Below are 24,386 nucleotides of genomic sequence, written 5' to 3' on the forward strand. Positions count from 1 at the left end.
GTAGGGACTTTCGTAGCGGTTTCGAACTGGTTCGGGATCCGGTTTTCGTTCCACGCGAAACGGAAGCGGAAGCCCGCGGGTGACGATGATGGGTACGCGCGGTCAGGCGGGATTATGCGCCTTCAAGAACGCGGTCATCTCCTGCAGGAATTGCAGCCGGTCCTCGCTGCGCGAGAAGAAATGGTCGCCCAGCGGCTGTTCGACATAGCGATGCGGCTTGCCCGCCCGCTTCAGTTCGGCGGCGAGCGTGCGCGACTGGGCGACGGGGACGCGCTTGTCGACCTTGCCATGCATCAGCAGGATCGGGGTCGAGAAATCGGCGGCGTGGAAGCGCGGCGAGACCGTCTGGAAATCGGGCGCCTGGGTGCGCAGCCAGTCGGCGATGGTGCGGCCGTTGAGGAACTGGCTGTCGTAACGGCGTAGCGCCGCAAGGTCCGACACGCCGGCGTAGCTGATCGCACAGCGATACAGCTTGCCGTCGCGCTGCGCGGCACGCATCGCCGCATAGCCGCCATATGACGCGCCGACCATGCAGACGCGCTTTGGATCGGCGATGCCTTGCTTCGCCAGATGGGTGACCGCGTCGTTCAGGTCGTCCTGCATCTTCAGCCCCCATTCGCCCGCGCCTTTCTTGGCGAAGGCGAGGCCATAGCCCGACGAACCGCGATAGTTGGGCTGGATCACGACATAGCCGAGTTCGGCCAGATATTGCGTCCACCAGTCCCAGCCTTCGCTGTCGCGCGCGGAGGGGCCGCCATGCGGCAGAACGATCAGCGGCAGGTTCTTCTGCCCCGGCCGGTGGCGCGGCATGGTCAGCACCGCCTCGATCGGCAGGCCGTCGCGCGCGGTATAGCGGATGGTGCTGACGGTGGAGAGGCGGCGGCTCTGGAGCGTGTTGCTGTTCCACGCGATACGCTGCATCCGGCTGAACGCGCTGTCCCAGTAATAGAGGCCGCCCGGCTGCGACGCGGCGGCGACCTCGATCAGGAACTTGTCGCGCTTGCGGTCCCACGACACGATCTTCGCGCGCCGGTCGCCGATCGATTTGTCGATATCGTCCTGCAGCGTCTTGAGCTTGTTATCGAACCAGACGGTTCGGCCGTGCCGGTCGGTGAGGGTCACGCCGGCGACGTCGTTCTCGTCGGCATTGTCGATGATGCCGTCGACGTCATAGCCGTCGAGTGCATAAAGCTTATTGCCGAGCGCCAGATCGGGCAGCGACACCTGATAGACCGAGGTGAAGCCGCCTTCGTCGTCGAGCGCGATCGCGCTGCCATCGGCGCGGAAGGTGATCGGGACGGTCAGTCCGTCCTCGTCCTTCCGCGCGCGCCGGGCGATGACGCGGAAGCTTTCGGCATTGTTGGTGCGGTAGAGCAGCGCGGAACTGCGCTTCTCGTCATTATATTGATAGGCGGCGCGGACCTGCCCCTCGCCATCGGCATACCAGTCATACACGTTGGCGCGGCCATCGGCGACGCGGCGCGACTTGCCGGTCGAGACGTCGATTTCGAACACCGCCGGGTTGAAGTCCGATTCATGATCGATCCCGGTTTGGCGAGACAGCAGGATTCGCGGCGATCCGTCATGCGCGACCCACAGCACGTCATCGGCCCGCAATCCCGATTTGTCCCAGTCGAGGCGGCGCGTGGTCTTGAAGTCGGCCTTAACGCTCAGCACACGCGTGATGTAGACGTCGATGCCGTAGAGTTGTTGCTGCGCACCTAGCCCGACGATCAGCCAGTCGTCATTGACCCAGCGCCACCAGTTGATGTCGGTATTCTCGGGCGTCCCCAGCGACAGGCGTTCCGCATTCCCTTTCAGCGATGACAGCACCAGTACCTGGCGTCCGCCGACCGCGCTCTTGGCGACGACGCGGGTGCCGTCCGGCGACAGTTTCGGCGATTCGACCGACGGCAATTCGGCGAATGCCTCGATCGGGACGGGGGCAGCGGGATCGACCTGGGCGGGTTTGGCCGCGGGCGGCGGCGTCTGCGCCGAAGCGACGGTGGCAAGGACAAGGCCGATGGCCGCAACGAACCGCATGAAACCCCCTGTTCGGGGGCGGCCGGGATGCGCCCCCGCGCACCGGTTCCGGCAAGAGTGGACGCCCCCATTCGCCGCAAACTCTACCGCAGCGGATGGGGGACGCAATCGGCCAATGGAACCTATCCGGCGGCATTTCCCGCAAGGGCCGCGAGCAGCAGCAGCGCGACGATGTTGGTGATCTTGATCATCGGATTGACCGCGGGGCCGGCAGTGTCCTTGTACGGATCGCCCACGGTGTCGCCGGTGACGGCGGCCTTGTGCGCCTCCGATCCCTTGCCGCCGTGATTGCCGTCCTCGATATATTTCTTGGCATTGTCCCATGCCCCGCCGCCGCTGGTCATCGAAATGGCGACGAACAGGCCCGACACGATCACGCCGAGCAGCATCGCGCCGAGCGCCGCGAAACCCTGCGCCTGACCCGCGACCCAGGTCACGATGTAATAGACCGCAACGGGGGACAGGACCGGGAGGAGCGAGGGCACGATCATCTCGCGGATCGCGGCGCGGGTGACGATGTCGACGGTGCGGCCATATTGCGGGCGGCTGGTGCCCGCCATGATGCCGGGGTCGGCGGCGAATTGCGCGCGGACGTCCTCGACCACCGATCCCGCCGCGCGACCGACCGCGGTCATGCCGAACGCCCCGAACAGATAGGGCAGCAGCGCGCCCAATAGCAGCCCGACGATGACGTACGGATTGGACAGCGAGAAATCGACGGTCAGGTCGGGGAAGAACAGCTTCAGGTCGGTAGTGTAGGCGCCGAACAGCACCAGTGCCGCCAGTGCGGCGGAACCGATCGCATAGCCTTTGGTCACCGCCTTGGTCGTGTTGCCGACCGCGTCGAGCGCGTCGGTGCGGTGGCGGACTTCGTCGGGAAGGTTCGCCATTTCGGCGATGCCGCCGGCATTGTCGGTCACCGGGCCATAGGCGTCGAGCGCAACGACCATGCCGGCCAGTGCCAGCAACGCGGTCGCGGCGAAGGCGACGCCGATGATCCCGGCGAGTTGGTAGGAGGCGATGACCGCGACGACGATTACCAGCGTCGGCAGCGCGGTCGATTCGAGGCTGATGGCGAGGCCCTGGATGACGTTGGTGCCATGGCCGGTGACGCTGGCGCGCGCGATCGATTTGACCGGGCGATAGGCGGTGCCGGTGTAATATTCGGTGATCCACACCAACGCGGCGGTGACGGCGAGGCCGATCATCATGCACCAGAACAGGTCCATGCCCGTGAAGGCCGTGCCGGCGACCGGGGCCTGTGCGCCCAGCGCCCCCTCGACGGTCAGCGTATCGCCACCGGGATCGAGGAAACCCGCCCCGCCGATCACGGCGTTGAGATCGCCCAGCGCCCAGCTCGCCGCGAAATAGATGGCCGGGACGGCGAGCAGCGCGGTGGTCCAGAACCCCTTGTACAGCGCGCCCATGATCGACTGGCCGCTGCCGAGGCGGACCATATAGGTGCCGAGGATTGAGGTAATGATGCACACTCCGCCGACGACCAGCGGCAGCGCCATTAGGCGGAGCAGTTCGGCGGGCGGCGCCTGTACCAGCAGCGCGATCGACACCATCGTCAAGCCGATCGTCACGACATAGGTTTCGAACAGGTCGGCGGCCATGCCGGCACAGTCGCCGACATTGTCGCCCACATTGTCGGCGATGACGGCGGGGTTGCGGGGGTCGTCCTCTGGGATGCCCGCCTCGACCTTGCCCACCAGATCGGCGCCGACGTCCGCCGCCTTCGTAAAGATGCCGCCGCCCAATCTTGCGAAAATCGAGATGAGCGATGCGCCGAAGGCGAGGGCGGTCAGCGCCTCGACGACTTCGCGGTCGCCCGGACCATGGCCGGCGATGGTGACCAGGTACCAGAAGATGCCCGAGATCGCGAGCAGGCCGAGGCCAGCGACCAGCATGCCGGTGATCGCGCCCGACCGGAACGCCATGGTCAGGCCGCCTTGCAGCGAACCGCGCGCGGCCTCTGCGGTGCGGACATTGGCGCGGACCGAAATCTCCATGCCGACATAGCCCGCGACCCCCGACAGGATCGCACCGATCAGGAAGCCGACCGTCGACAGCGGGCCGAGCGTGGGGAACAGGATGATGGCGACGATGACGCCGACGATGGCGATGGTGCGATACTGGCGACCCAGATAGGCCTTGGCCCCTTCCTGGATCGCGGCGGCGATATCCTGCATCCGCGCGTCGCCCGCCGAGGCGCGCAGCACCTGCATACTCGTGAACACACCGTACAACACGGCCAGCGCACCACACGCCATGGCCAGATAGACTATCGTCATCCGCAACCCCTCCTGCATGGGGCCGCCCGGCTGTCTCGTCGGGTCGAACCCTGGAAGCGGGGCAGCTTATGCCGATGGGCGGGGCGCGCAACCCACTAAATCCTCTCCGTGCCGGGGAGGATTAGTGCTGATATCCCAAGCGCTCGGGGAGCGGGATGGGGCGGCCTGCGTCGAGAAGGGTCAGGCCGGTACCCTCCGCGAAGGTGCCGATTCGGGTGGCTGCGACCGGCGGCGTGGTGTCGCAGGCGAAGAGCAGTTCGTAGTCGTCGCCTGCGGTCGCTGCGGTCAGGGCGTCGTGGCCGAAGGTCCGCAACGCGTCCGACAGCGGCACCGTTGCCAGATTGATCGTGACCGAAAGGCCGCTCGCCGCCGCCATACGGCTTGCGTCGATCAGCAGGCCGTCGGACACGTCCATCATTGCATGGACGATGGGGGCGAGCGCCTGTCCTTCGCCGAGACGGGGGGTCGGGCGGCGATAGCGTTGCAGCAGCGCCGTCGGCCCTTCCGTGCCCTGCGCGATGGCCAACCCCGCGCCGGCATCGCCGATCGTGCCAGTGACCCACAGCGTATCGCCCGGCTTCGCACCGTCCCGGCGGGGGGCGTGGGCGCTGCGCCCGAGCGCGGTCAGCGACAGGATGCGGGGGGCGTTGGCGGGCAGCTTTACCGTGTCGCCGCCGAGCAGCGGACAGGCGAAGCTGTGGAGTACGGTGTCGAGGCCGGCGAGGAAGGCCCGGTCCCACGTGTCGTCGCTGATCGGAACCCCAAGCAGGACGCCGACCGGCACCGCGCCCTTGGCGGCGAGGTCGGACAGGTTGGTCGCGACCAGTTTCCATGCAACGTCGGCGGGGGGATCGTTGGCCAGGAAATGGACCCCCTCGACGATCATGTCCTTGGTCATGATCAGGTCGCCCAGATGCGCGGCATCGTCGTTCAGGCCGTGCGCCCCGGCATGGAGCGGCAGGCGGCGCAGCGCGGCAAGGAAATCGGCTTCGGTCATGCCGACTCGATCCATGCGCCATGGGCATGGGCGGTGGCGAGCATCCGGCGCGTCCCGTGCCCGGGCCAGCTTTGGACGAGCAACTCCTGGCGTTGCAGGACGCGGTCCGGCTCCATCCGGACCCAGGCGAGCGGGCGGTCGGCCGTCGCGCGTGCGGCGGCGGCGTCCATCATCGCGGTGATCGCGGCGCGGCGGGTGTCGCCCAGATACTGCCAGACGACCGAGTGCATCAGCACGCGGCTGACGCCGGCCGGCTGCGGCTCGGCAAGGCGGTCGCGCAGCCAGTCGACCGCATCGCCCTGCACCAGATCGACCGGCTGCGCGCGCTGCAGGGCGATGGCTGCGGTCAGGCGCGCCTGCCGTTCGGGCTGGTCAGCCCAGATATAGCCGGCGAGACGGGTAGCGACCGCCGGAATGGTCGCGTCGAGCGGCTGGATGTCGACGCCGCGCACCGACACGATGCGTAAGGGCACGGCGGGCGGCGGCGGCCCCCGCCAGTCGGGGCGGATGGTGACCGGCGCGTCTTCTGGGCCTGTCGTCACGCCGCCCAGATCGAAGCGATAGCGGTCGATCAGCAGGTTGAGGCCGGCGCTCGATCCGATCTCCAGCAGTTCGACCGCCGGGCCGTGGCGTGCGGCGACCGCCAGCAGCCCGGTCATGAGGACGCCCGAGCGCATCGGCTCGTTGGTCTGGGGCGGGCCGTCGAGCCAGGGCAGCAGCGCAGCATCATGTTCGATCAGCACGCGGCGGAGGATCGTGTCGGGATCGCCCTTGCCGGCGAACAGCGCGGTCAGGTCGGGATCGACGCCTGTCCGTGCCAGCGCGTGCAGCCCGCCGACCAGCCGCAAAGGCAACGCGTCGGGGATCGGTTCGCCCGGCCAGCCGAGCGTCCGCCGCCCCGTTGCGCTGTCGCGGGACAGGGCGTCGGCCAGCGCGGTGCAGACGCGCGCGGTGATCGGCGCGGCCATCGCGGCGCAGAATGCCGCCTGCTGGTGAAAGGCTAGGCGGTTCGTCGGTTCATCGGCCATGGGCCGCGTGTTGCGCCGGTCACGCGCCCCAAGTAAAGCGCCAGTCGCTCATGACCGATCCCATCATCATCGCCGTGCCCAAGGGGCGTATTCTCGACGAAGCCATGCCGTTGCTCGCCCGCGCCGGCATCGTACCCGAGGCGGCGTTCAGCGATCCGGACAGCCGGGCGCTGCGCTTCCGTACCGACCGGGCGGATATCGACCTGATCCGCGTGCGCGCGTTCGATGTCGCGACGTTCGTCGCGCATGGCGCGGCGCAGCTGGGCATCGTCGGGTCGGACGTGCTGGCCGAGTTCGATTATTCCGAACTGTACGCGCCGGTCGACCTCAAGATCGGGCATTGCCGCATCTCGGTGGCCGAACCGGCCGGCATGGCCGCAACCGACGATCCGCGCGGGTGGAGCCATGTCCGCATCGCCACGAAATATCCACATACGACGCAGCGTCACTTTGCGGCGCGGGGCGTTCAGACGGAATGCGTCAAGCTGAACGGGGCGATGGAACTCGCGCCGGTGCTGGGGCTCGCGCCGCGCATCGTCGATCTGGTGTCGTCGGGGCGGACGCTGAAGGAGAATGGGTTGGTCGAGGTCGAAACCATCGCCGAGGTGACGTCGCGGCTGGTCGTCAATCGCGCGGCGTTCAAGACGCGGGGGGCGGTCGTGCCGCTGGTCGATGCGTTCCGCCGGGCGGTGGCGGCATGATCCGGCTGGACGCAAGCGCGGCCGGGTTCGCCGCCGACTTCGCAGCGCTGGTCGATGGGCGGCGCGAGGCCGACAGCGACGTCGCGCGCGACGTGACCGCGATCCTGCGCGCGGTGCGCGACGAGGGCGATGCCGCGGTGCGCGCCTTTACCGAGAAGTTCGATGGCCATGACCCGGACGTGACCGGCTGGCGGATCGAACTGCCGGAATGCCGGGCGGCGCTGGACGGGCTGGAGCCGACCTTACGCGCGGCGCTCGAATTGGCGCATGACCGGATCGTCGCCTATCACGCCAAGCAGCGGCCCGCGGATCGCGACGAGGTCGATGGCGATGGCGTACGGCTGGGCGCGCGGTGGAGCGCGGTCGCGGCGGCGGGCGTCTATGTGCCCGGCGGACGTGCCGCCTATCCGTCGTCGGTGCTGATGAACGTGGTGCCGGCCAAGGTCGCCGGGGTCGAGCGGATCGTGATGGTCACGCCGACGCCGAAGGGCGAGGTCAATTCGCTGGTGCTGGCCGCCGCCGCGCTGGCCGGGGTCGACGAGGTGTGGCGGATCGGCGGCGCGCAGGCGGTCGCGGCGCTGGCCTATGGTACCGACCGGATCAGGGCGGTCGATGTCGTGACCGGGCCGGGCAATGCCTGGGTCGCGGAGGCCAAGCGGCAGCTATACGGCGTGGTCGGGATCGACATGGTCGCCGGGCCGTCGGAGATCGTGGTCGTCGCCGACGGGCAGAATGATCCGGACTGGATCGCCGCCGATCTGCTTAGCCAGGCCGAGCATGATCCGACCAGCCAGTCGATCCTGTTCACCGACGATGCCGGGTTCGGCGAGGCCGTGGCGAAGGCGGTCGACGACCAGATCGCCGAGCTGGCGACCGGACAGGTAGCGCGGGCGAGCTGGGACGCGAACGGGGCGATCGTGGTCGTGCCGACGCTGGCCGATGCGATTCCGCTGGTCGACCGGCTGGCGCCCGAGCATCTCGAACTGGCGGTCGGCGATCCCGAATCGCTGTTCCGGGCGGTGCGCCATGCCGGGTCGGTGTTCCTGGGGCGCTATACGCCCGAGGCGGTCGGCGATTATGTCGCGGGGCCGAACCATGTGCTGCCGACCGGGCGGCGCGCGCGCTTCGCGTCGGGGCTGTCGGTGCTGGACTATATGAAGCGGACCAGCTTTCTGGGGCTGGACGCGACAGCATTGGCCAAGATCGGGCCGGCGGCGGTGACGCTGGCCGGGGCCGAGGGGCTGCCGGCGCATGCGCGGTCGGTGGCTATACGATTGTAATCATGGCGTATCCCCGCGCAGGCGGGGGTCCAGGGTTCAATGTGCGGCGGTCCTGTCTGGCTCTGTACCCCCGCCTGCGCGGGGGTAGGGTCGTGTCCGGGCGGGCCAAAGTTCACTAAGTTCACACTTGCACATGTTTGGCGACGGGGGCGTTGCCCTGTGGTTCGAACCGTACCCCGGCGGAGGCCGGGGTCCAGTTGGCAAGTCTTTTCCGGACCTTACCGGCGTTCCCAACTGGACCCCGGCCTCCGCCGGGGTACGGCGTGGTAGGGGAGCAATGCCCCTTGCCGAAAGCTCACCGCCGCGGAAGACGGCGCGGCGGGAGCCAGAGTTCACGTTCGTGCGCAAGTCGCGCGCCGGGCGGATCGGGACGGACGGTGCAAGGAGCGTTAGGCCATCCTGTCAGGCGCTGCGCCTGTAGGAAAGCGCCCCCTCGACTTGTCGGTGTGACAGCGGCTATGGGGCGGCGCTTATGACCAGCAAGAATTCCCGCCCGCGCGGTGCCCGTCAGGCACGCGCCGCCGCCCGGTTGGCCGCCGTCCAGGCGCTGTACCAGCATGAGATGGAAGCGACGCCGATCCCGGCCTTGCTCCACGAATTCCACCAGCACCGGCTGGGCGCGACGATCGAAGAGGTCGAATATGCCGAGGCCGACGTCCATTTCTTCGACGACGTGGTCAAGGGCGTCGATGCCCGCCGCGACGAGATCGACGCGATGATTGCCTCCAAGCTGTCGACCGGCTGGACGCTCGACCGGCTGGACAAGCCGATGCGGCAAATCCTTCGCGCCGGGACGTACGAGTTGATCGCGCGACCGGACGTGCCGGTGGCGGCGGTCATCAGCGAATATCTGGACGTGGCCGATGCGTTCTACGACCGGCGCGAAAAGGGGTTCGTGAACGGGTTGCTGGATTCGGTGGCGAAGGTGGTTCGGGCGTAGGATCCCCTGCCTTCTTCCTCTCTCCGTTCGCTTCGAACCGTAGTCGAGATGGGGCGCGCCAAGCGGCCGGGTTCTCGACGGACGCCTCTCGACAAGCTCGAAGCTGCTCGAACTGAACGGGTTGGTGAGGGTGGCTGCCGGCCTAACCCGTTCGACCTGAGTAGCCATTGAGCTTGTCGAAATGGCGTATCGAAGGACCGTCTGTGGCGAGTGCTTCGATACGGGCCTTCGACAAGCTCAGTCCCTACTCAGCACGAACGGTTTGGTTACAGGAAACATCCGGTAACCACTTCCGGATTGCCGCATTCACCGCCTCCGGCGCCTCCCACGGCACGAAATGCCCGGCATCGACCTTCACTACCGTCAGGTCGGGCACTACCGCATCCAGCCCGTCGACCTGCACCGGCAACAGCGCCTTGTCGCGCGTGCCCCAGATCACCAGCGTCGGTTGGGTCACGGGCGGAAACGGTGCGTCGATCCAGGCCGGGCGTTCAGGCGTTTCGCCGGGTGCGGGAACGACGATCGCCGAGGCGCGGTACCAGTTGAGCATCGCGGTCATTGCGCCCGGCTGCGACCATTCGTCGAGATAGGCGGCCTTGTCCGCGCCGGCGATGGTACGCTTCACCAGCTCGGCGAAGCCGGTCGCGAAGAAATGTTCGAGGCCGGCACCGATCAGCCCGCGATCGATCGACGTGTCGCGGAAGCGGGTGATGTACTGGCTGGCGGCGCGCTGGTCGGGATCGTCGAACAGCGAACGCTGGAAGATCAGCGGATGTGGCGCGTTGAGGATGACGAGGCGGTCGATCCGGTCAGGGTGCCTGAGCGCCGCCATCCACGCGATCGCGCCGCCCCAGTCATGGCCGACCAGCGTGAAGCCCCCGACGCCCAGCGCATCGGCGAGCGCGATCAGGTCGGCGACGATGCGATCGGGGGCATAGTCGGCGACCGCCGCCGGTTTGTCGGAGCGGACATAGCCGCGTTGGTCTGGGGCGAGGACATAGTGATCGCGCGCGAACTCGGACAGTTGATGCCGCCACGTCCGGTGCGATTCGGGAAAGCCGTGGAGGAAGATCATCGCCGGCGCGGCCGGATCTCCTGCGACGGCGACGTCGAGCGACACGCCGCTCGACAGTGCGATACGACGCAGTTCGGTCATGGATAGCTGACCGTCTTGGGGATTTCGGGGATGGGGATGAATTCCTCGGCATCGTCGGGGACTTTGGGGAAGTTGCCGGCTTTCCAGTCGGCCTTGGCCTGATCGATGCGGTCGCGGCGCGAGGAGACGAAATTCCACCAGACATGGCGCGGCGTCGTGAACGCCTCCCCGCCGCACAGCATGACGCGCGCGCCGCCTGACGAACGCAGCGTGGCGGCGATGCCGGGCCGCAGGACGTAGAGCGTCATCGGTTCGAGCGCGACGCCGTCCAGTGCCACGTCGCCATGGGTCAGGTACAGCGCGCGTTCGTCCGCACCCGCATCGATCGGGATCGCGCCGTTCGCGTCGAGGATGATATCGGCATAGATGGTCGCGGCATATTGGGTGGTGGGGGCGGAGACGCCCCACAGGTCGCCCATCACGACGCGCGCGGTCGCGCCCTGGCCGCTGACGATCGGAAGGCGGGCGGCCTCGACATGCTCGAACGCCGGATCGATCTCTTCGCGATCCTCGGGCATCGCCAGCCACGTCTGGATGCCCGATAGCAGCGGGCCGCCGGCGCGTTCGTCGTCCGGCGAGCGTTCGGAATGGACGATGCCGTGGCCGGCGGTCATCAGATTGACCGCACCCGGCTCGATCCGGGCGAAGGTGCCGAGCGAATCGCGATGGTCGATCGCGCCGCCGAACAGATAGGTGACGGTCGACAAGTTGATGTGCGGATGCGGGCGCACGTCGATGCCCTGGCCGGGGTCGAGTTCGGCCGGGCCCATCTGGTCGAAGAAGATGAACGGGCCGACCATCGTCCGCGTCCTGGTCGGCAGGGTGCGATGGACCTTGAACCCGCCCAGATCATGGGTGATCGGCTGAATCGTCTGCAGAAAGAAGCGGTCGTTTTCCATCAATCGGCGTCCAGTTCGGGATAGTAGCGGAAAATTCCGTCTTCATTGAAAGGGATACGCCGGTCGCTGGCAAGATAGTCGGCAATGCCGGGCAGGGTGGCGACGGCGTCGTGGATCGCGATCAAGCGCGGCAGGCCGGGTTCCAGTGCCGCCATCCGTCTGGGAAAGGCGTAGCGCAGCCCCTCGACCAGCTGGAACAGCGAGGTGTCGACATAGGTCCAGCGATGATCGATCGCCCAAGGGTCGCTGTTTTCGTCCAGCAGCGCTTCGAAATAGGTCAGGAATTTGGGCAGGCGTTCGTCCCGGAACTGCGTGGCGGCGCGGGCGGCCTCGGGCTTTTGCGCGTCATAATAATCGCCGGTGCCGACCGGGTGATGGACATTATGCACCTCCGCGACGAGGTCGGCGATGGTCAGTTGCCATTGATTGGCCCATTGCCGGTCGCGGATGCTCGACATGCTCAGGCCGTGGCGCTCGCCCAGATATTGCAGGATGTTGGCGACCTGCGCGATGACCATGTTGTCGAGCGACAGGAAGGGCGGGGCGAAGGGCGGGCGCGGGTGCCGTTCCAGCATCGCGAGCATCGCTTCCACCCCATCCTCGCGCGCGCGGTCGCGATAGGCGATGCCTGCGCCCTCCATCGCCAGTCGAACGAATTCCCCGCGGCCCTGTATCGTCGGCCAGTACCAGAGGTCGTAGCTCAATCGCGGTCTCCCGGCGCGCGGGCGCGAATCGCCAGCGCATGGATGCGGGTGGCCAGCAAGTCGGCAAGCGCGCGGTTGACCATCCGCTGCCGCCCAACGCGCGACTGGCCGATAAAGCCATCCGCGACGATCTCGACGGAAAAATGGGTCTCCCCGGTGCCGTCGTCGCCCATATGGCCGGCATGATGGTGGCTGTCGTTGGTCACGACCAGATGAGTCGGGAACAGGGCGTCGCGCAGCCGCTGGGCGATGAGATCGGCGAGCGGCATGGTGGTGGTGTCGGTCATCCGCCCTATATAACCGGTTTTGCCAAAGGGAGTCGCGTGGCGCGCGAGAAGATCAGCAAGGATCGCCCCAATGCCCGCTTCCACGGGCGGGTCGAGGCGAATGGCCGGCCGTGCGAGGTGCCGGGGTGCGATGAAGCGGGCGAATTCCGTGCGCCGCCGGTCGAGGGTGCGCCGCAGGGCGGCGAGCGGCCGAGCGCCTATCGCTGGTTCTGCCTCGACCATATCCGCGCGTTCAACGCGGGGTATAATTACTTCGCCGGGATGACCGCCGAGGAGATCCACGACGCGCAGCGGCCCTATGCCGGATGGGACCGCGAGACGCGCGCCTTTGCCCGTGCGGGGGGCGATCCGGGGCCGGCCTGGGCCGATTTCGCTGATCCGCTCGACGCGATCGGGGCGAAGTTCCGCGACGCTCGGGTCAACCGCGCCGAGCGCAAGGACGGCCGGCCGCTCAGCCCCGCCGACCGGTCGGCGCTGAAGGTCATGGGGCTGGAGATCGACGTCGACCGGACGGGATTGCGCCAGCGTTATTCGGAACTGGTGCGGCGCTATCATCCTGACCGCAATGGCGGCGACCGGCAGCATGAGGCGGCGTTGCAGAAGGTGATCGCGGCCTATCAGCAGTTGAAGGGGGCGGCGGCGTTTGCGTGAGAAGTGTCGACCCCTCCCGTTCATGCTGAGTAGGGGCTGAGCGCAGTCGAAGACCCGTATCGAAGCACCTTGCCACGAACGGTCCTTCGATACGCCCCTTCGACAAGCTCAGTGGCTACTCAGGACGAACGGTTGGTCATCAGTTCAGTCCCAGCGCCACCGCCTCCAATTGCTGTGCGACCATGCCCCAGCCGCCTTCGAAGCCCATTTCGGCGTGCATCTTCGCGGTCTCTTCGTCCCAGTGGCGGGCGGCGGCGCGGTAGTGGGTCGCGTCGCCATCGGGTTCGAAGGTGAAGAGGCCGACGAACGCCAGCCGCTGCGGCTGGGGTATCCAGCCGGGGGCGAAGGCGTTGGTGAAGACGATGCGCTCGTAGGGAACCGCGTCGAGGATCACGCCCTCGCCGGTCATCGCCTCGCCACCCGGGCCGCGCATCGTCGTGGCGAAGCGGCCGCCCGGCGTCAGGTCGAGGGCGAGGAGTTCGGTGGTCCAGGGGCGCGGCGCCCACCATTTGGGGAGGTGTTCGGTCCATGCCGCCCACACCGCGTCGACGGGGGCGGCGATGTGGCGCTCGATCGCCAGTTCGTGTTCGGTCATTGCTTCTCTCCGTTGCGCGCCGCCTCGATAGCCGCAACGTCGATCTTCTGCATCGTCATCATCGACCGCATCACCCGCGCGGCCGCCGCCGGATCGGGATCGGCCATTCCGGCCATAAGCGCGCGCGGCGTTACCTGCCACGACAGGCCGAAGCGGTCCTGGCACCAGCCGCAATCGCGCGCGCGCCCGCCATCGGCGACGATCGCGTTCCAGTAGCGGTCGGTCTCCGCCTGATCGTCGGTCAGTATCTGGAACGAGATCGCATCGGAAAAGGGTGTCGGCGGCCCGGCATTGAGCGCGAAACAGGGCTGGCCGAGCAGGGTGAATTCGACGACCAGCGTGTCGCCTGCCTTGCCGCCGGGAAAGTCGGCAGCGGCCGGGTGGATCGCCCCGAGCGCGCTGTCGGGAAAGGTCGCGGCGTAGAAGCGCGCTGCTTCCTCCGCCCGGCCGTGGACGACCAGGCATAGTTGCAGCTTGCTCATGTGCGAGGACCGACCAACCCGAAGCGCGCGCCCTGTGGGTCGATTGCGACGATCGAATAGCTTCCGCCGGGGATTTGGTCCGGCCCCTGCAGGATCGTTCCGCCGCCGCCCGTAATCCGGTCGGCGGCATGGTCGATATCGGCGACATGGGTCGAATATTGCCAGCCGGGCTGGCCGCCCGGCACCATGCCCATCGCCGCGCCGATCGCAACGTCGCCGCTCAACAGGAACTTGTAGTCGCCGAACGACCCCATCGGCATCGACCCTTCCTGTCGCCAGCCGAACCGGTCGACATAGAAGGCGATGGCGCGGTCCTGATCGGGTGCCATCAGCTGGTTCCAGACGAAATGGCCGGGCGTCGCCTGATCGGCAGGTTGGAAGACGGTGCTGGTTTCGTCGCTCTCGCTGCGCATCAGATAGAGGGCGGCGCCCTGCGGGTCGGTCAGCATCGCGATGCGGCCGACGCCGGGGATGGTGGTGGGCGCCATGTGCTGCGTGCCGCCATTCGCGAGGTAACCGGCGGCGGCGGCATCGACGTCATCGACCGCGACATAGCCGAGCCACACCGGCGCAGGCATGCCCGGCGGCATCGCCATCAGCCCGCCGATCATCGCGCCGTCGGGGGCGACGAACAGGCGATAGTCCATGCCGGGCATGCCCGAATCCTGCACCTGCCAGCCGACGACGTCGGTGTAGAAGGTCGCTGCCGCGTCGATGTCGCTGGTCAGCAATTCATACCAGATGAAGTCGCCCTGCCGGTTCATGCGCCTGCTCCCATGCGGCGGTCGAAGATCGGCGAGAAGCCGCCATAGACCATGCGTCTGCCGTCAAAGGGCATCGACCGGTCGGCCATGCGCGGGTCGGCCATCACCGCCTGCCAGCCGCTGTTGCGCGCGTCCTTGGACGGCCATTCGATCCACGAATAACAGGCGACCTCGCCCGGTTGCAGGTCGACGGCGCGGGCATAGTCGGTGTGCTGGCCCGGCGGCACGTCGTCGCCCCAGCCCTCCACGACGCGCAGTGCGCCGTGATCGCGAAACACCTGCGCCGATTCAGCCGAGAAGGCGAGATAGGCGTCGCGGTCGGTCGCCGCGACCGGGGTCAGACAGCCGTCGACATAGCCGGGCGTCGCATCGTCGCCGCTGACCATGACGGCATCGAACCCGCCATAGATCATGCGTTTGCCGTCGAACGGCATGCCGAGCGCCTCCATTCGCGGGTCGGCCATCATCGCCGCGCCCGCCGCGTCGCGGGTCGCGCGGTCGGGATATTCGATCCAGCTGAACAGCACGTCCTCATCGTCGGTCAGGGCGACCGATCGCGCGAAGTCGGTGTGCTTGCCGACCGGCACATCGTCGCCCCAGCATTCGACCAGCCGCGTCGCGCCGAGATCGGCGAAGATCGCCGCTGCCTGTGCGACATGGGCTTCATAGGCCGCGCGGTTGGCGCGCGGGACGGGGGTCACGAAACCGTCGATATAGGTCATGCGCCGGCTCCTTCGTGGGCGGCAGCCGCGGCGGCCATGTCCATGGTGAACGGCCCCCAGCCATGGCCGTCGAGATCCTCAAACGCGCGGCTGTACATATAGCCTTCGTCCTCCGGATCGTGAAGTTCGCGTCCGCCCGCCGCCAGCGCGGCGTCAGTGATCGCGTCGACGGCGGCGCGGTCGTCGAACGACAGCGCCAGCAGCACGCCGCTTTCGGTCCGTGCGTCGATGATCCGCTTGGGGGTGAAGGTCGCGTAGAAATCGCGGCCGAGCAGCATGACATGGATGTTTTCCGACCACGTCATGCCCGATCCGCGATCGTTCGAGAAACGCTCGTCCTTCACGAAGCCGATCGCTTCGTAAAATCGTGTCGCGGCAGGCACATCGGCCACCGCGAGGTTCACGAAAATCATCTTCGACATGGCACCCTCTCCCCGGACCTCTCGAATCGCTGTTTGTCTTGGGTGCGCCCATGGGTTACAAATTGCAACGATGGAGTTAGAAAAAGTAACCAAGGCCGATCGGCGACGCTATGACGATGCGTGCGGCGCGGCACTGGGCATGGAATATGTCGGTGAGCGCTGGGCGCTGCTGCTCATGCGCGAATTGCTGCTCGGCCCGCGCCGTTTCGGCGAGTTGCGCGCCGGTCTGCCGGGGATCAGCGCCAATGTGCTGACGCAGCGGCTGGCGGGACTCGAGGCGGCGGGGATCGTCCATCGCCACCGCCTGCCGCCGCCCGCCAATGTGCAGGTCTATGAACTGACGCGCTGGGGCTATGAGAGCGAGGGCGTCGTGCTGGCGCTGGCGAAATGGGCGCTGCGGTCGCCGACGCATGATCCGACGCTGCCCTTTTCCGCCGTGTCGCTGATGCTGTCGCTGAAGATGCTGCTGGTGGCGGAGCGGGCGGGGGAGTGGCAGGCGCGGGTGGCGTTCCGGTTCGGCGACGATGGTTATGTCGCGACGCTGGCCGATGGCGCGCTCCAGGTCCGGCGGGGGCAGGGGGTGGTCGATGCGACGCTGTCGGGCGCGCCGTCGGCGTTCCTGCCGGTCGTGTATGGCGGACGGCCGCTGGCGACGGTGGCGGCGATCGCGGTCGAGGGGAACCGGGCGATTGCCGAACGGTTCACGTCGCTGTTCCGATTGCCGCCGAAGGTTGAGTAGGCGGCCCGCTTCGTCCTAAAGGACCGCGGGCGCTTCCCTGTGCCCACGCGAAAGGCCCGCATGACTACCGATACCCTGCCCGAAGCTGCCGCGACCACGATCCTGAGCGCACCCGACCGGATGGTGAAGGTGCGCGAGCTGTTCGGCATCGACAGCGATCTCGAAGTACCCGCTTTTTCCGTCGCTGACGAACGCGTGCCGGATGCCGATCCGGCCTATGTATTCGATCCCGACACGACGCTGGCGATCCTTGCGGGCTTTGCGCACAATCGGCGGGTGATGGTGCAGGGATATCACGGCACCGGCAAGTCGACGCATATAGAACAGGTCGCGGCGCGGCTGAACTGGCCGTGCATCCGCATCAACCTCGACGCGCATATCAGCCGCATCGACCTGATCGGGCGCGACGCGATCGTACTGAAGGACGGGCAGCAGATCACCGAGTTCCGCGAAGGGTTGCTGCCCTGGGCGCTGCAGACGCCGACCGCGCTGGTGTTCGACGAATATGACGCGGGCCGCCCCGACGTCATGTTCGTGATCCAGCGCGTGCTGGAGACCGAGGGCAAGCTGACGCTGCTCGACCAGAATCGCGTGATCCGGCCCAATCCGTATTTCCGGCTGTTCGCGACGGCGAATACCGTGGGCTTGGGCGATACGTCTGGCCTGTATCACGGTACGCAGCAGATCAATCAGGGGCAGATGGACCGGTGGAACATCGTCGTCACGCTGAACTACCTGCCCGCCGCCACCGAAGCGCGGATCGTGCTCGCCAAGTCGGGCGAATATGACAAGGTCGGCGGCAAGGATACGGTCGAGAAGATGGTGCGGGTCGCCGACATGACGCGACGCGGATTCGTCAACGGCGATATCTCGACGGTGATGTCGCCGCGGACGGTGATTACCTGGGCGCAGAATGCGCTGATCTTCGGCGATGTCGGTTTCGCGTTCCGCCTGTCGTTCCTCAACAAGTGCGACGAGGCAGAGCGGGCGCTGGTCGCCGAATATTATCAGCGGGTGTTCGGCAAGGACCTGCCCGAAAGCGTGGTGGCGAAGGCGTAGCCTGCGCCGGGTACGGAGGTCGATGGACGGGCGACCGGCCAACCGGTCGCCCGTTGTCGATCGGTTCGGCGCGACCTTCCATTGACACGCATGTCAGCAGCGCCCACGCTGTGACAATGGCACATCAGCATCCGCTTGCCGTCGCGCCGGGCGACATCGACCATATGGGGCACGTCAACAATGCCGTGTACCTGTCTTGGGTACAGGATGCGGTCGTCGCCTATTGGGAGCGCGTCGCACCGGCCGAGGCGGTGGCCAAGCATCTGTGGGTCGCGCTGCGCCATGAGATCACCTATCGCCGGCCCGCTTTCCTCGACGACACGATCGTCGCGACCGTGGTCGCCGAACGGGTCGAGGGGGTGCGTGCCTATTTCTCGACGCTGATCCAGCGTGGCGAGGAGGTGCTGGCCGAGGTGCAGAGCACCTGGTGCTCGCTCGATGCGGGGACGAAGCGGCCGGCGCGGCTGGCGCGCGATGTGGTGAATCGCTTTTTACCCTAATTCCGATTTCGTTTTCTGCAATTGCGGTAAAAACCTGTGCAGTTGCGATATTGCGCTGCACCATGCACAACTCTGGCAACGAAACGACGCACGAGCGTCACCCCTCAACCAGCCGGAGAAACACCATGCGCAGCTTTGCCGCCGCCGCCGCTTTTCGTGTCGCCCTCGTCGCCGCGGGCATGCTGATCCCGACCCTCGCTTCGGCGAGCGAGATCGAGCGTGACGGCTACAAGTTCGACTATACCCGCACCGTCGCCGACAATGGCGCGACCGTGCTGTCGGGCACCGTTGTCACCAGCGGCGAGCCGTTCCGCCTCGAAGTGCGCGACCGCACCGTGTCGGGCGAAGTCGGCGGCCGTCCGGTCCGCTTCCGCATCGCCAAGCCGCTGACCCCGGCGCAGCAGGTCGCTGCCCGCTAAGCGACAGGGCCTTTCGGTCTGAAGCGCCCGTCCCCGGCAAGGGGGCGGGCGCTTTGCGTTTGGGGGTTGGTACGGAGTTAGGATTTATTGGCGCAAACCGTTCATGCTGAGTAGGGGCTGAGCAAAGTCGAAGACCCGTATCGAAGCATCTGTCGCGGTCCTTCGATACGCCGCTTCGACAAGCTCAGCGGCTACTCAGGACGAACGGTTTACGGTAAAAGGCTTCCGTGCCTTCCCCCTTGGTCGTTGAGACGTCAACGAACCTGCCTATCGCGCCATCCCGCCATAATCGATCCGCCACAGCCGGAGCGGCGACCCCTTGGGCAACGGCACCGGGGTCAGCCAGCCGGGCACCTTGTTATGGGCGAGCTGGTCGTAGAAGCCGCCGGGCGACCGGGCGCGATAGACGGTGGTCTCCGCCATGTTCGGGCAGGTCAGCAGATAGGTCGCGCCATGGCGGCGGGCGATGGTGCGGAAATTGTCGGGATCACCCTGAAACGCATGGTGCACGTCGAGGATCGCGTCGCCATTGCGGTGATAGGGGCCGGTGATGCCGTCATGATGCGTCGCGACGATCAGGCGTGGGCCGAGATCGACATGGGTGAACATCACCGCCGCCGGAATCCGGTTCAGCGTCTGTAGCGCGGGCAGGCTGGCGCAGCGAGCGCCGGCGCGCAGTATCACTTTGGTGCGCGTGTCCTGCGGCTTGATGCGGACATGGCTGGTCAGGCCGCTGTCGGGCAGCATCGACAGCAGCTTGCTCACCTGATCGACGAACAGGTTGCCGAGTACGAGCAGCGAGACCAGCGCGGCCGTCCCGAGCACCCGCACCGCAGCGCTCTTGCGCGACAGCAGCCACGGCACGACGATCCAGGCGAGCGCGACCGTACCGGGGATCGCCAGCAGTTGGGCGGCGGGGCCGGAGCGGATCTGCCAGAACAGCATCGCCACCGCGAAGGTCGTGAACAGCGTGACCACCGCCCAGCCGACGAAATTCGCTGAACGCCGCGCGCGCCACGTCGCAAAGATCGCACCGAGCAGGCCGATGATCGGGCCGGTGACGATCAGCAATATGGTCCGCCCCGGCATGGTGTAGAGCGGTTTCGCCTCGCGGACATTGTTGAGCCAGGTGCGGGCCAGTTCCTCGGACACCCCCTCCGGCCTTTGCAGGCATTGCGGGAAGAGCGTGGCGAAGGCCCCGGCGAGCGCACCGCCTGCGATCAGCGTCAGCACGAGGCGCACGCTCCACGCCCTGGGTCCGATGCGCGCGATCAGCACCAGCAACGCGCCGCCCGCGACCACTGCCGACAGCCAGACCGGGGTGAGGGCGTCGCACCGCATCGTATAATTGGCGTTGGAGGCGAAGGCGACGAAGCCGATCGCGCTCGCCCCGGCCAGCGTCGCGCCATAGACGGTCAGCCGCCGCGCCTCCGCCCGGTCCCATACCCAGCGCAAGGCGACGATCGCACCGGCCATCGCGCAATAGGGCAGGAGTTCGAGGCCGATGGTGAGCGACGCGGCCGACGACAGGCCGACGACCATGCCGCCGCGCGCCTGTTTGCGATCGGCGATGCCCGCGACGGTCCAGGCGAGACAGGCGAGTTGCCAGCCATGATGGTCGATGCGTTCGGGCATGAACATCAGCAGCGTCGACGAACAGCCGAGCAGGAACAGCACTGCCAGCGGCCATGCGACCGGCGACACCAGCCGCCGCACCGTCACCGACAGGGCGATCAGCGCCACCCCCATCGGCAACAGCGGCGCGATGCCGACCGCCAGCCGCTCCGCCCAGACCGGTCCGGCAAAGGGTTTGAAGAGCAGGATCAGTCCGGCGATCGGCAAATCGACCAGCCGCGACCAGTGAATGTCCAATCCGCCCGGCGGGTTCAGCCGGTATTGGCGCAGATCGTACCAGCCTTGCCCGCCCAGCCATGCGCGGACCTGCATCAGCCGCATATTGTCGTCGGTATCGGACAGGGCCAGCCAGTGGACCGCGTTCCAGCGTTGCCACAGGAACCATGCCGCCAGCACGACCCACGCGAGCAGCAGCCAGCGCAGCCAGTGCCGGTCGAGTTCGTGGGCGAAGGAGGGATGCCTGGTCAAAACTACTTTCCCCCGCGCGCCGCGCAATCTACGGCGGCTGTCCAGCCATGGTGGCAAAGGCGGCGCTGTATCGGATGGCGCGCAAAGGACAAGGGTGGGCACGCGGGTGATCGCGCGGATCGAACGACTGATACCCGACGGAGTGCTGGGCCAATTGATCCGGTTCGGCATCGTTGGCGGGCTGTCGACGCTGATCTATGCGATCGTGTATCTACCGCTGGTCAGCTATGTCCTGCCGACCGGCTATGCGTTCGTCGCGGTCGTGCCGGCGTTCGTCGTCGCCGCAGCGTTCGGCTGGGTCGCGCATGGCCGGTGGAGCTTTCGCGACCATGGCACCCGGTCGGAAGGGGCGGAGCAGCCGGTCAAGTTCCTGCTGGTGCAGGGTTTCGGCATGGTGCTGAATGCACTGTTCACCTTCGGGCTGGTCGATCTGGCGGGCATGGCAGACTGGGTACCGCTGGTCCCTGCCGTGCTGGTCACCCCCTTCGCCACCTTCGCGCTCAACCGTTCATGGGTATTCGGATAAGATGGACCGCATCGTTTACGACCGCATGGCGGCGCACGACTCGACGCATTGGTGGTATCGCGCACGGCGCGAGATTCTCGCCGACTATGTCGCACGCTATGCGGGCTTGAAGCCGGGTGCGCGCATCCTCGAAATCGGGTGCGGCACGGGCCACAACCTGCCGATGCTGGCCGGGTTCGGCACGGTCGACGCGATCGAGATCGATCCGGCGGCGCGCGAGATCGCCAGCGAGCGGCTGGGCAAGCCGGTCGGCACCGCGCCGCTGCCGACGCTCGACGGGGTCAGCGCGCACTATGACATGATCGCGGTGCTCGACGTGGTCGAGCATATCGAGGACGATGTCGCAACGTTTCGCGGCATGGCCGATCGGCTGGCACCGGGTGGGAAGATTCTTGTCACCGTGCCCGCGCATCAATGGATGTGGAGCGCGCATGACGTGGTGAACCATCACCACCGTCGCTATTCAAAGGCGACGCTGGCCAAGGCGATCGCCGATGCGGGCCTGAAGCATAACGGCCTGCGCTATTTCAACTCGCTGCTGTTTCCCGCCGCGGTCGCGGCGCGGGTCGCGGGCAAGCTGACCGGCAAGGACGACAGCGACGATTCGCCGCCGCCCAAGGCGCTGAACACCGCGTTCGAGACGATCTTCCGGCTGGAGCGGCATTTGCTGGGCCGCATTCCGATGCCGCCGGGGCTGTCGATCGTGACGCTGGTGACGAAGTAGCGGCGACGCTTCCGCCGGTCGGTCAGGGGCGGGATGGGCAAGCAGCCTCGGGCCGGATGCAATAAACCCGACCCGTTCGTCCTGAGTAGCCATTGAGCCTGTCGAAATGGCGTATCGAAGGACCGCCGAGGGTGCTTCGATACGGGACTTCGACAAGCTCAGCCCCTACTCAGCACGAACGGATATGCTCGGTCGCGGGAGCCTCAGCCCCGCCGGAACCACCGGAACTTCGGCCCGGCCGATTGCAGCACGCCGCGCCGGAACAGGCGCGCGCCGATCACGATCGTCAGCGCGACCCATAGCAGCTGCCATGCCAGCGCAACCAGATGCGGCCACCATTCACCGCTGGTCGCGGCGCGCGCGGCCATGGCGAAGGGGCTGCTGAACGGGAAGATTTCGGCGGCGAGTGCGACCCAGCTGCCCGGGCGGCCGATCGCGGCCAGCGCAAAGCCGAACATCGCCATCTGGAAAATGGTGATCGGCAGCGACAGCATCTGGATTTCGCGCGGCGTGGCCGCCTGTGCGCCGACGGTCAGGAACACCGCGCCGAGCAGCATATAGGCCATGGTGAAATAAAGGACGTAGAGCAGGACGAAGCCCGGAATACCGATCGCCGGGGCGATGCCCGAGATCCCTTCGGCAAATTCGGGCGGAAGCAACGCGCCGATATTGATGCCGACCGTCGCCCAGAAAGCGAGGAACAGCACCGCCACCCCGAACATGCCGAGCAGCTTGCCGAGGAACACCGATTCGAGCGGTACGGCGGCGGCCAGCACCTCGATCACCTTGTTCGACCGTTCCTCCGCCATCGTGCCCACCGCCTGTCCGGCAAGCATCAGCGTGACGACGAACAGCGACACGACCGCGAAGAAGCCGGCCGCGCTTTTGCCGCCGAGCGAGGTACTGCTGCGCTCGACGCGGGCGAAGGTCGGTCGCGACAGCCGGCCGGCGCCGAGGTTCGCCCGGCTGTCACGCAGCGCCTGTTCGGCAAGCGCCGCCAGATAGCGCGCGGTGGTCGACTGTGGGTTGGCGTGGATCAGTTGCGGCCGGTCGAGGGGGCCATACAGGACCGCCGGCACGTCGATATCGGGATTGGACAGGAGGGTACGCGCCTGCACCGCCGGGTCGGCGGCGGGCACGACGGTGACCAATGTCGGCAGCCCGCGCTCGCGCGACACCGCCGGGCGGATCAGCGCATCGGCGGCGCGCAGCCGGGTGGCGTCGGCGGGCGCGGCGATGGCGTAGATGCGTTCCTTGCCCTCCGCGCTCTGCCCGACGCTCTGCGCGCCCAGCGATCCGACCGCACCGAAACTGCCGAACAGCAGCGGGGCGAGCAGGAACAGCAGGAACATCGGCGTCATCACCGTGGCGATGAAGTCGCGACGGGCGATGGTCAGCGTCTGGCGGATCAGGCGGCTCATGCGGCCTTCTCCGCATTGGCTTCGCCGACGATGCGCACGAACGCATCGTGCAGCCCAGGCCGTTCGATCGACAACCCCGATATGCCGTAGCCCGCGTCGATCAGTCGCACCAATATCCCCTCAATCCCCGCAGGCGGCAGGGTGAAGCGCCAGCCGCCGCGTTCCTCCTGCGCATCGCCCGGCAGCAGCGCCGCGATGCCGGGGGCGGGGTCGCGCGGCACATAATGCGCCTTCATCGGCAGCAGCGCACGGGCATCGTCGACCGTCCCTTCGAACCGGCGCTTGCCGCCGGCGATGATGCACAACCGGTCGCACAGCCGCTCGGCATGGGCCATGACATGGGTCGAGAACAGGATCGTCGCCCCCCGGTCGCGCTCGGCACGGATCAGTGCCTCGAGCCGTTCCTGATTGACCGGGTCGAGGCCCGAAAAGGGTTCGTCGAGCACGAGAAATTCGGGCTGATGGACGACCGATCCCAGCAGCTGGACGAACTGCGCCATGCCCTTGGACAGCTTGCGGATCTTGCTGTCGATGGCGTGGCCCAAGCCGGCCTGATCGAGCATCACCGCCGCGCGCTTGCGCCCGACCGACCAGTCGAGGCCACGCAGCGCGCCCATGAAGGCGATCGCCTCGCGCGCCTTCATGCCGGGATACAGGCCGCGTTCCTCGGGCAGATAGCCGACCCGGTCGGATGCGTCGCGCGGGGCTGATTGGCCGAGCAGGGTGCGATGGCCTTCGTCGGGTTCGATGATGCCGAGCAGCATCCGCAGCGTCGTCGTCTTGCCCGCGCCATTGGGGCCGAGCACGCCGTACACCGCGCCATAGGGCACCTGCAGGTCGATGCCGTCGACGACCCGCCGGTCACCGAAACGCTTGACCAGTCCGTTGGCGCTAAGCGCCCAATTTTCCTGCCGCAACCAACATCCC

Annotated in this window: 26 protein-coding genes; 10 read left to right on the forward strand and 16 right to left on the reverse strand. The window is 67.2% G+C overall.

The features are described from left to right. Positions 1 to 102: 102 nt before the first annotated feature. The 4 genes from AAIO73_RS14570 to AAIO73_RS14585 all read right to left on the reverse strand — a co-directional run bounded on the left by AAIO73_RS14570 (position 103) and on the right by AAIO73_RS14585 (position 6,365). The gene (locus tag AAIO73_RS14570; protein WP_345878927.1) at positions 103 to 2,043 is read right to left on the reverse strand and encodes an alpha/beta hydrolase family protein; all 1,941 of its coding nucleotides are present in this window, start codon (positions 2,041 to 2,043) and stop codon (positions 103 to 105) included. A gap of 122 nt (positions 2,044 to 2,165) precedes the next feature. After that, positions 2,166 to 4,340, reverse strand: coding sequence for a sodium-translocating pyrophosphatase (locus AAIO73_RS14575; RefSeq protein ID WP_345878928.1), 2,175 nt, complete (start codon positions 4,338 to 4,340; stop codon positions 2,166 to 2,168). A gap of 121 nt (positions 4,341 to 4,461) precedes the next feature. After that, the gene (thiL, locus tag AAIO73_RS14580) at positions 4,462 to 5,337 is read right to left on the reverse strand and encodes a thiamine-phosphate kinase (protein ID WP_345878929.1); all 876 of its coding nucleotides are present in this window, start codon (positions 5,335 to 5,337) and stop codon (positions 4,462 to 4,464) included. Continuing rightward, positions 5,334 to 6,365, reverse strand: a complete 1,032-nt coding sequence (locus AAIO73_RS14585) for a DUF2332 domain-containing protein (protein WP_345878930.1) — start codon at positions 6,363 to 6,365, stop codon at positions 5,334 to 5,336. Before AAIO73_RS14585 ends, thiL begins: the two co-directional genes overlap by 4 nt. 50 nt (positions 6,366 to 6,415) lie before the next feature. On the opposite strand from AAIO73_RS14585, the gene hisG reads away from it, so the two are divergent. The 3 genes from hisG to nusB all read left to right on the forward strand — a co-directional run bounded on the left by hisG (position 6,416) and on the right by nusB (position 9,286). Next, positions 6,416 to 7,066 carry an ATP phosphoribosyltransferase gene (gene hisG, locus AAIO73_RS14590; RefSeq protein ID WP_345878931.1) on the forward strand — a complete coding sequence of 217 codons (651 nt, stop codon included), beginning with the start codon at positions 6,416 to 6,418 and terminating at the stop codon, positions 7,064 to 7,066. Beyond that, positions 7,063 to 8,346 carry a histidinol dehydrogenase gene (gene hisD / locus AAIO73_RS14595; RefSeq protein ID WP_345878932.1) on the forward strand — a complete coding sequence of 428 codons (1,284 nt, stop codon included), beginning with the start codon at positions 7,063 to 7,065 and terminating at the stop codon, positions 8,344 to 8,346. Before hisG ends, hisD begins: the two co-directional genes overlap by 4 nt. A gap of 472 nt (positions 8,347 to 8,818) precedes the next feature. After that, positions 8,819 to 9,286 (forward strand): transcription antitermination factor NusB, encoded by a 468-nt coding sequence (nusB, locus tag AAIO73_RS14600; protein ID WP_345878933.1) that lies wholly within the window; start codon positions 8,819 to 8,821, stop codon positions 9,284 to 9,286. A 244-nt stretch (positions 9,287 to 9,530) separates the two neighbouring features. Here the strand turns inward: nusB and AAIO73_RS14605 are convergent, their stop codons facing one another. Genes AAIO73_RS14605 through AAIO73_RS14620 form a run of 4 tightly spaced genes read right to left on the reverse strand, consistent with a single transcriptional unit; the run spans position 9,531 to position 12,332 of the window. Further along, a complete protein-coding gene (locus AAIO73_RS14605) occupies positions 9,531 to 10,442 on the reverse strand; it encodes an alpha/beta fold hydrolase (protein WP_345878934.1) in 912 nt (303 codons plus the stop codon). After that, the gene (locus tag AAIO73_RS14610) at positions 10,439 to 11,341 is read right to left on the reverse strand and encodes a pirin family protein (protein WP_345878935.1); all 903 of its coding nucleotides are present in this window, start codon (positions 11,339 to 11,341) and stop codon (positions 10,439 to 10,441) included. Before AAIO73_RS14610 ends, AAIO73_RS14605 begins: the two co-directional genes overlap by 4 nt. Next, entirely contained in the window at positions 11,341 to 12,045 is a 705-nt protein-coding gene (locus AAIO73_RS14615; protein ID WP_345878936.1) for a glutathione S-transferase, read from the reverse strand. The genes AAIO73_RS14610 and AAIO73_RS14615 overlap by 1 nt, the downstream gene beginning before the upstream one ends. Further along, positions 12,042 to 12,332, reverse strand: coding sequence for a BolA family protein (locus AAIO73_RS14620; RefSeq protein ID WP_345878937.1), 291 nt, complete (start codon positions 12,330 to 12,332; stop codon positions 12,042 to 12,044). The genes AAIO73_RS14615 and AAIO73_RS14620 overlap by 4 nt, the downstream gene beginning before the upstream one ends. A 36-nt stretch (positions 12,333 to 12,368) precedes the next feature. Here AAIO73_RS14620 and AAIO73_RS14625 point away from each other — a divergent pair, with 36 nt between their 5' ends. Continuing rightward, a complete protein-coding gene (locus AAIO73_RS14625) occupies positions 12,369 to 12,983 on the forward strand; it encodes a J domain-containing protein (RefSeq protein WP_345878938.1) in 615 nt (204 codons plus the stop codon). A 139-nt stretch (positions 12,984 to 13,122) separates the two neighbouring features. On the opposite strand, the gene AAIO73_RS14630 is transcribed toward AAIO73_RS14625, so the two are convergent. From AAIO73_RS14630 to AAIO73_RS14650, 5 genes are read right to left on the reverse strand one after another with little or no spacing between them, the layout of a single operon-like run. Then, positions 13,123 to 13,578 (reverse strand): SRPBCC domain-containing protein, encoded by a 456-nt coding sequence (locus AAIO73_RS14630; protein ID WP_345878939.1) that lies wholly within the window; start codon positions 13,576 to 13,578, stop codon positions 13,123 to 13,125. Further along, entirely contained in the window at positions 13,575 to 14,060 is a 486-nt protein-coding gene (locus AAIO73_RS14635; protein WP_345878940.1) for a VOC family protein, read from the reverse strand. The genes AAIO73_RS14630 and AAIO73_RS14635 overlap by 4 nt, the downstream gene beginning before the upstream one ends. After that, positions 14,057 to 14,824 (reverse strand): VOC family protein, encoded by a 768-nt coding sequence (locus AAIO73_RS14640; RefSeq protein WP_345878941.1) that lies wholly within the window; start codon positions 14,822 to 14,824, stop codon positions 14,057 to 14,059. The genes AAIO73_RS14635 and AAIO73_RS14640 overlap by 4 nt, the downstream gene beginning before the upstream one ends. Beyond that, a complete protein-coding gene (locus AAIO73_RS14645) occupies positions 14,821 to 15,546 on the reverse strand; it encodes a DUF1428 domain-containing protein (RefSeq protein WP_345878942.1) in 726 nt (241 codons plus the stop codon). Before AAIO73_RS14645 ends, AAIO73_RS14640 begins: the two co-directional genes overlap by 4 nt. Then, the gene (locus AAIO73_RS14650; protein ID WP_345878943.1) at positions 15,543 to 15,968 is read right to left on the reverse strand and encodes a VOC family protein; all 426 of its coding nucleotides are present in this window, start codon (positions 15,966 to 15,968) and stop codon (positions 15,543 to 15,545) included. Before AAIO73_RS14650 ends, AAIO73_RS14645 begins: the two co-directional genes overlap by 4 nt. Before the next feature lie 70 nt (positions 15,969 to 16,038). On the opposite strand from AAIO73_RS14650, the gene AAIO73_RS14655 reads away from it, so the two are divergent. The 4 genes from AAIO73_RS14655 (at position 16,039) to AAIO73_RS14670 (ending at position 18,685) form a co-directional block, all read left to right on the forward strand. Beyond that, complete coding sequence (locus tag AAIO73_RS14655; protein ID WP_345878944.1) at positions 16,039 to 16,707, forward strand: winged helix-turn-helix transcriptional regulator; 669 nt, start codon at positions 16,039 to 16,041, stop codon at positions 16,705 to 16,707. Between the two features lie 60 nt (positions 16,708 to 16,767). Next, positions 16,768 to 17,766 (forward strand): cobaltochelatase subunit CobS, encoded by a 999-nt coding sequence (gene cobS, locus AAIO73_RS14660; protein ID WP_345878945.1) that lies wholly within the window; start codon positions 16,768 to 16,770, stop codon positions 17,764 to 17,766. Between the two features lie 116 nt (positions 17,767 to 17,882). Next, positions 17,883 to 18,266 (forward strand): acyl-CoA thioesterase, encoded by a 384-nt coding sequence (locus AAIO73_RS14665; protein ID WP_345878946.1) that lies wholly within the window; start codon positions 17,883 to 17,885, stop codon positions 18,264 to 18,266. A gap of 125 nt (positions 18,267 to 18,391) precedes the next feature. Next, a complete protein-coding gene (locus tag AAIO73_RS14670) occupies positions 18,392 to 18,685 on the forward strand; it encodes a hypothetical protein (protein WP_345878947.1) in 294 nt (97 codons plus the stop codon). A 267-nt stretch (positions 18,686 to 18,952) separates the two neighbouring features. Here the strand turns inward: AAIO73_RS14670 and AAIO73_RS14675 are convergent, their stop codons facing one another. Further along, positions 18,953 to 20,788: an AcrB/AcrD/AcrF family protein gene (locus AAIO73_RS14675; RefSeq protein WP_345878948.1), complete on the reverse strand. Its 1,836-nt coding sequence runs from the start codon at positions 20,786 to 20,788 to the stop codon at positions 18,953 to 18,955. A gap of 94 nt (positions 20,789 to 20,882) precedes the next feature. Here AAIO73_RS14675 and AAIO73_RS14680 point away from each other — a divergent pair, with 94 nt between their 5' ends. After that, the gene (locus tag AAIO73_RS14680; protein ID WP_345878949.1) at positions 20,883 to 21,314 is read left to right on the forward strand and encodes a GtrA family protein; all 432 of its coding nucleotides are present in this window, start codon (positions 20,883 to 20,885) and stop codon (positions 21,312 to 21,314) included. A gap of 1 nt (position 21,315) precedes the next feature. Then, positions 21,316 to 22,038, forward strand: a complete 723-nt coding sequence (locus AAIO73_RS14685) for a class I SAM-dependent methyltransferase (protein WP_345878950.1) — start codon at positions 21,316 to 21,318, stop codon at positions 22,036 to 22,038. 203 nt (positions 22,039 to 22,241) lie between these two features. Here the strand turns inward: AAIO73_RS14685 and AAIO73_RS14690 are convergent, their stop codons facing one another. Then, positions 22,242 to 23,459: an ABC transporter permease gene (locus AAIO73_RS14690; RefSeq protein ID WP_345878951.1), complete on the reverse strand. Its 1,218-nt coding sequence runs from the start codon at positions 23,457 to 23,459 to the stop codon at positions 22,242 to 22,244. Then, complete coding sequence (locus tag AAIO73_RS14695) at positions 23,456 to 24,376, reverse strand: ABC transporter ATP-binding protein (RefSeq protein ID WP_345878952.1); 921 nt, start codon at positions 24,374 to 24,376, stop codon at positions 23,456 to 23,458. The genes AAIO73_RS14690 and AAIO73_RS14695 overlap by 4 nt, the downstream gene beginning before the upstream one ends. Positions 24,377 to 24,386 lie beyond the last annotated feature (10 nt).

This window comes from Sphingomonas epibiotica (assembly GCF_039615155.1).
Lineage (GTDB): Bacteria > Pseudomonadota > Alphaproteobacteria > Sphingomonadales > Sphingomonadaceae > Sphingomonas.

Excerpts from the sequence above, each read along its gene's own strand:
- nusB (WP_345878933.1), top strand. The coding sequence starts at position 8,819 with ATGACCAGCAAGAATTCCCGCCCGCGCGGTGCCCGTCAGGCACGCGCC.
- AAIO73_RS14630 (WP_345878939.1), bottom strand. The coding sequence starts at position 13,578 with ATGACCGAACACGAACTGGCGATCGAGCGCCACATCGCCGCCCCCGTC.
- AAIO73_RS14685 (WP_345878950.1), top strand. The coding sequence starts at position 21,316 with ATGGACCGCATCGTTTACGACCGCATGGCGGCGCACGACTCGACGCAT.
- AAIO73_RS14620 (WP_345878937.1), bottom strand. The coding sequence starts at position 12,332 with ATGACCGACACCACCACCATGCCGCTCGCCGATCTCATCGCCCAGCGG.
- AAIO73_RS14655 (WP_345878944.1), top strand. The coding sequence starts at position 16,039 with ATGGAGTTAGAAAAAGTAACCAAGGCCGATCGGCGACGCTATGACGAT.
- AAIO73_RS14650 (WP_345878943.1), bottom strand. The coding sequence starts at position 15,968 with ATGTCGAAGATGATTTTCGTGAACCTCGCGGTGGCCGATGTGCCTGCC.
- AAIO73_RS14605 (WP_345878934.1), bottom strand. The coding sequence starts at position 10,442 with ATGACCGAACTGCGTCGTATCGCACTGTCGAGCGGCGTGTCGCTCGAC.
- cobS (WP_345878945.1), top strand. The coding sequence starts at position 16,768 with ATGACTACCGATACCCTGCCCGAAGCTGCCGCGACCACGATCCTGAGC.
- AAIO73_RS14570 (WP_345878927.1), bottom strand. The coding sequence starts at position 2,043 with ATGCGGTTCGTTGCGGCCATCGGCCTTGTCCTTGCCACCGTCGCTTCG.
- AAIO73_RS14610 (WP_345878935.1), bottom strand. The coding sequence starts at position 11,341 with ATGGAAAACGACCGCTTCTTTCTGCAGACGATTCAGCCGATCACCCAT.
- hisD (WP_345878932.1), top strand. The coding sequence starts at position 7,063 with ATGATCCGGCTGGACGCAAGCGCGGCCGGGTTCGCCGCCGACTTCGCA.
- AAIO73_RS14575 (WP_345878928.1), bottom strand. The coding sequence starts at position 4,340 with ATGACGATAGTCTATCTGGCCATGGCGTGTGGTGCGCTGGCCGTGTTG.
- AAIO73_RS14670 (WP_345878947.1), top strand. The coding sequence starts at position 18,392 with ATGCGCAGCTTTGCCGCCGCCGCCGCTTTTCGTGTCGCCCTCGTCGCC.
- thiL (WP_345878929.1), bottom strand. The coding sequence starts at position 5,337 with ATGACCGAAGCCGATTTCCTTGCCGCGCTGCGCCGCCTGCCGCTCCAT.
- hisG (WP_345878931.1), top strand. The coding sequence starts at position 6,416 with ATGACCGATCCCATCATCATCGCCGTGCCCAAGGGGCGTATTCTCGAC.
- AAIO73_RS14665 (WP_345878946.1), top strand. The coding sequence starts at position 17,883 with ATGGCACATCAGCATCCGCTTGCCGTCGCGCCGGGCGACATCGACCAT.
- AAIO73_RS14690 (WP_345878951.1), bottom strand. The coding sequence starts at position 23,459 with ATGAGCCGCCTGATCCGCCAGACGCTGACCATCGCCCGTCGCGACTTC.
- AAIO73_RS14640 (WP_345878941.1), bottom strand. The coding sequence starts at position 14,824 with ATGAACCGGCAGGGCGACTTCATCTGGTATGAATTGCTGACCAGCGAC.
- AAIO73_RS14585 (WP_345878930.1), bottom strand. The coding sequence starts at position 6,365 with ATGGCCGATGAACCGACGAACCGCCTAGCCTTTCACCAGCAGGCGGCA.
- AAIO73_RS14645 (WP_345878942.1), bottom strand. The coding sequence starts at position 15,546 with ATGACCTATATCGACGGTTTCGTGACCCCCGTCCCGCGCGCCAACCGC.
- AAIO73_RS14635 (WP_345878940.1), bottom strand. The coding sequence starts at position 14,060 with ATGAGCAAGCTGCAACTATGCCTGGTCGTCCACGGCCGGGCGGAGGAA.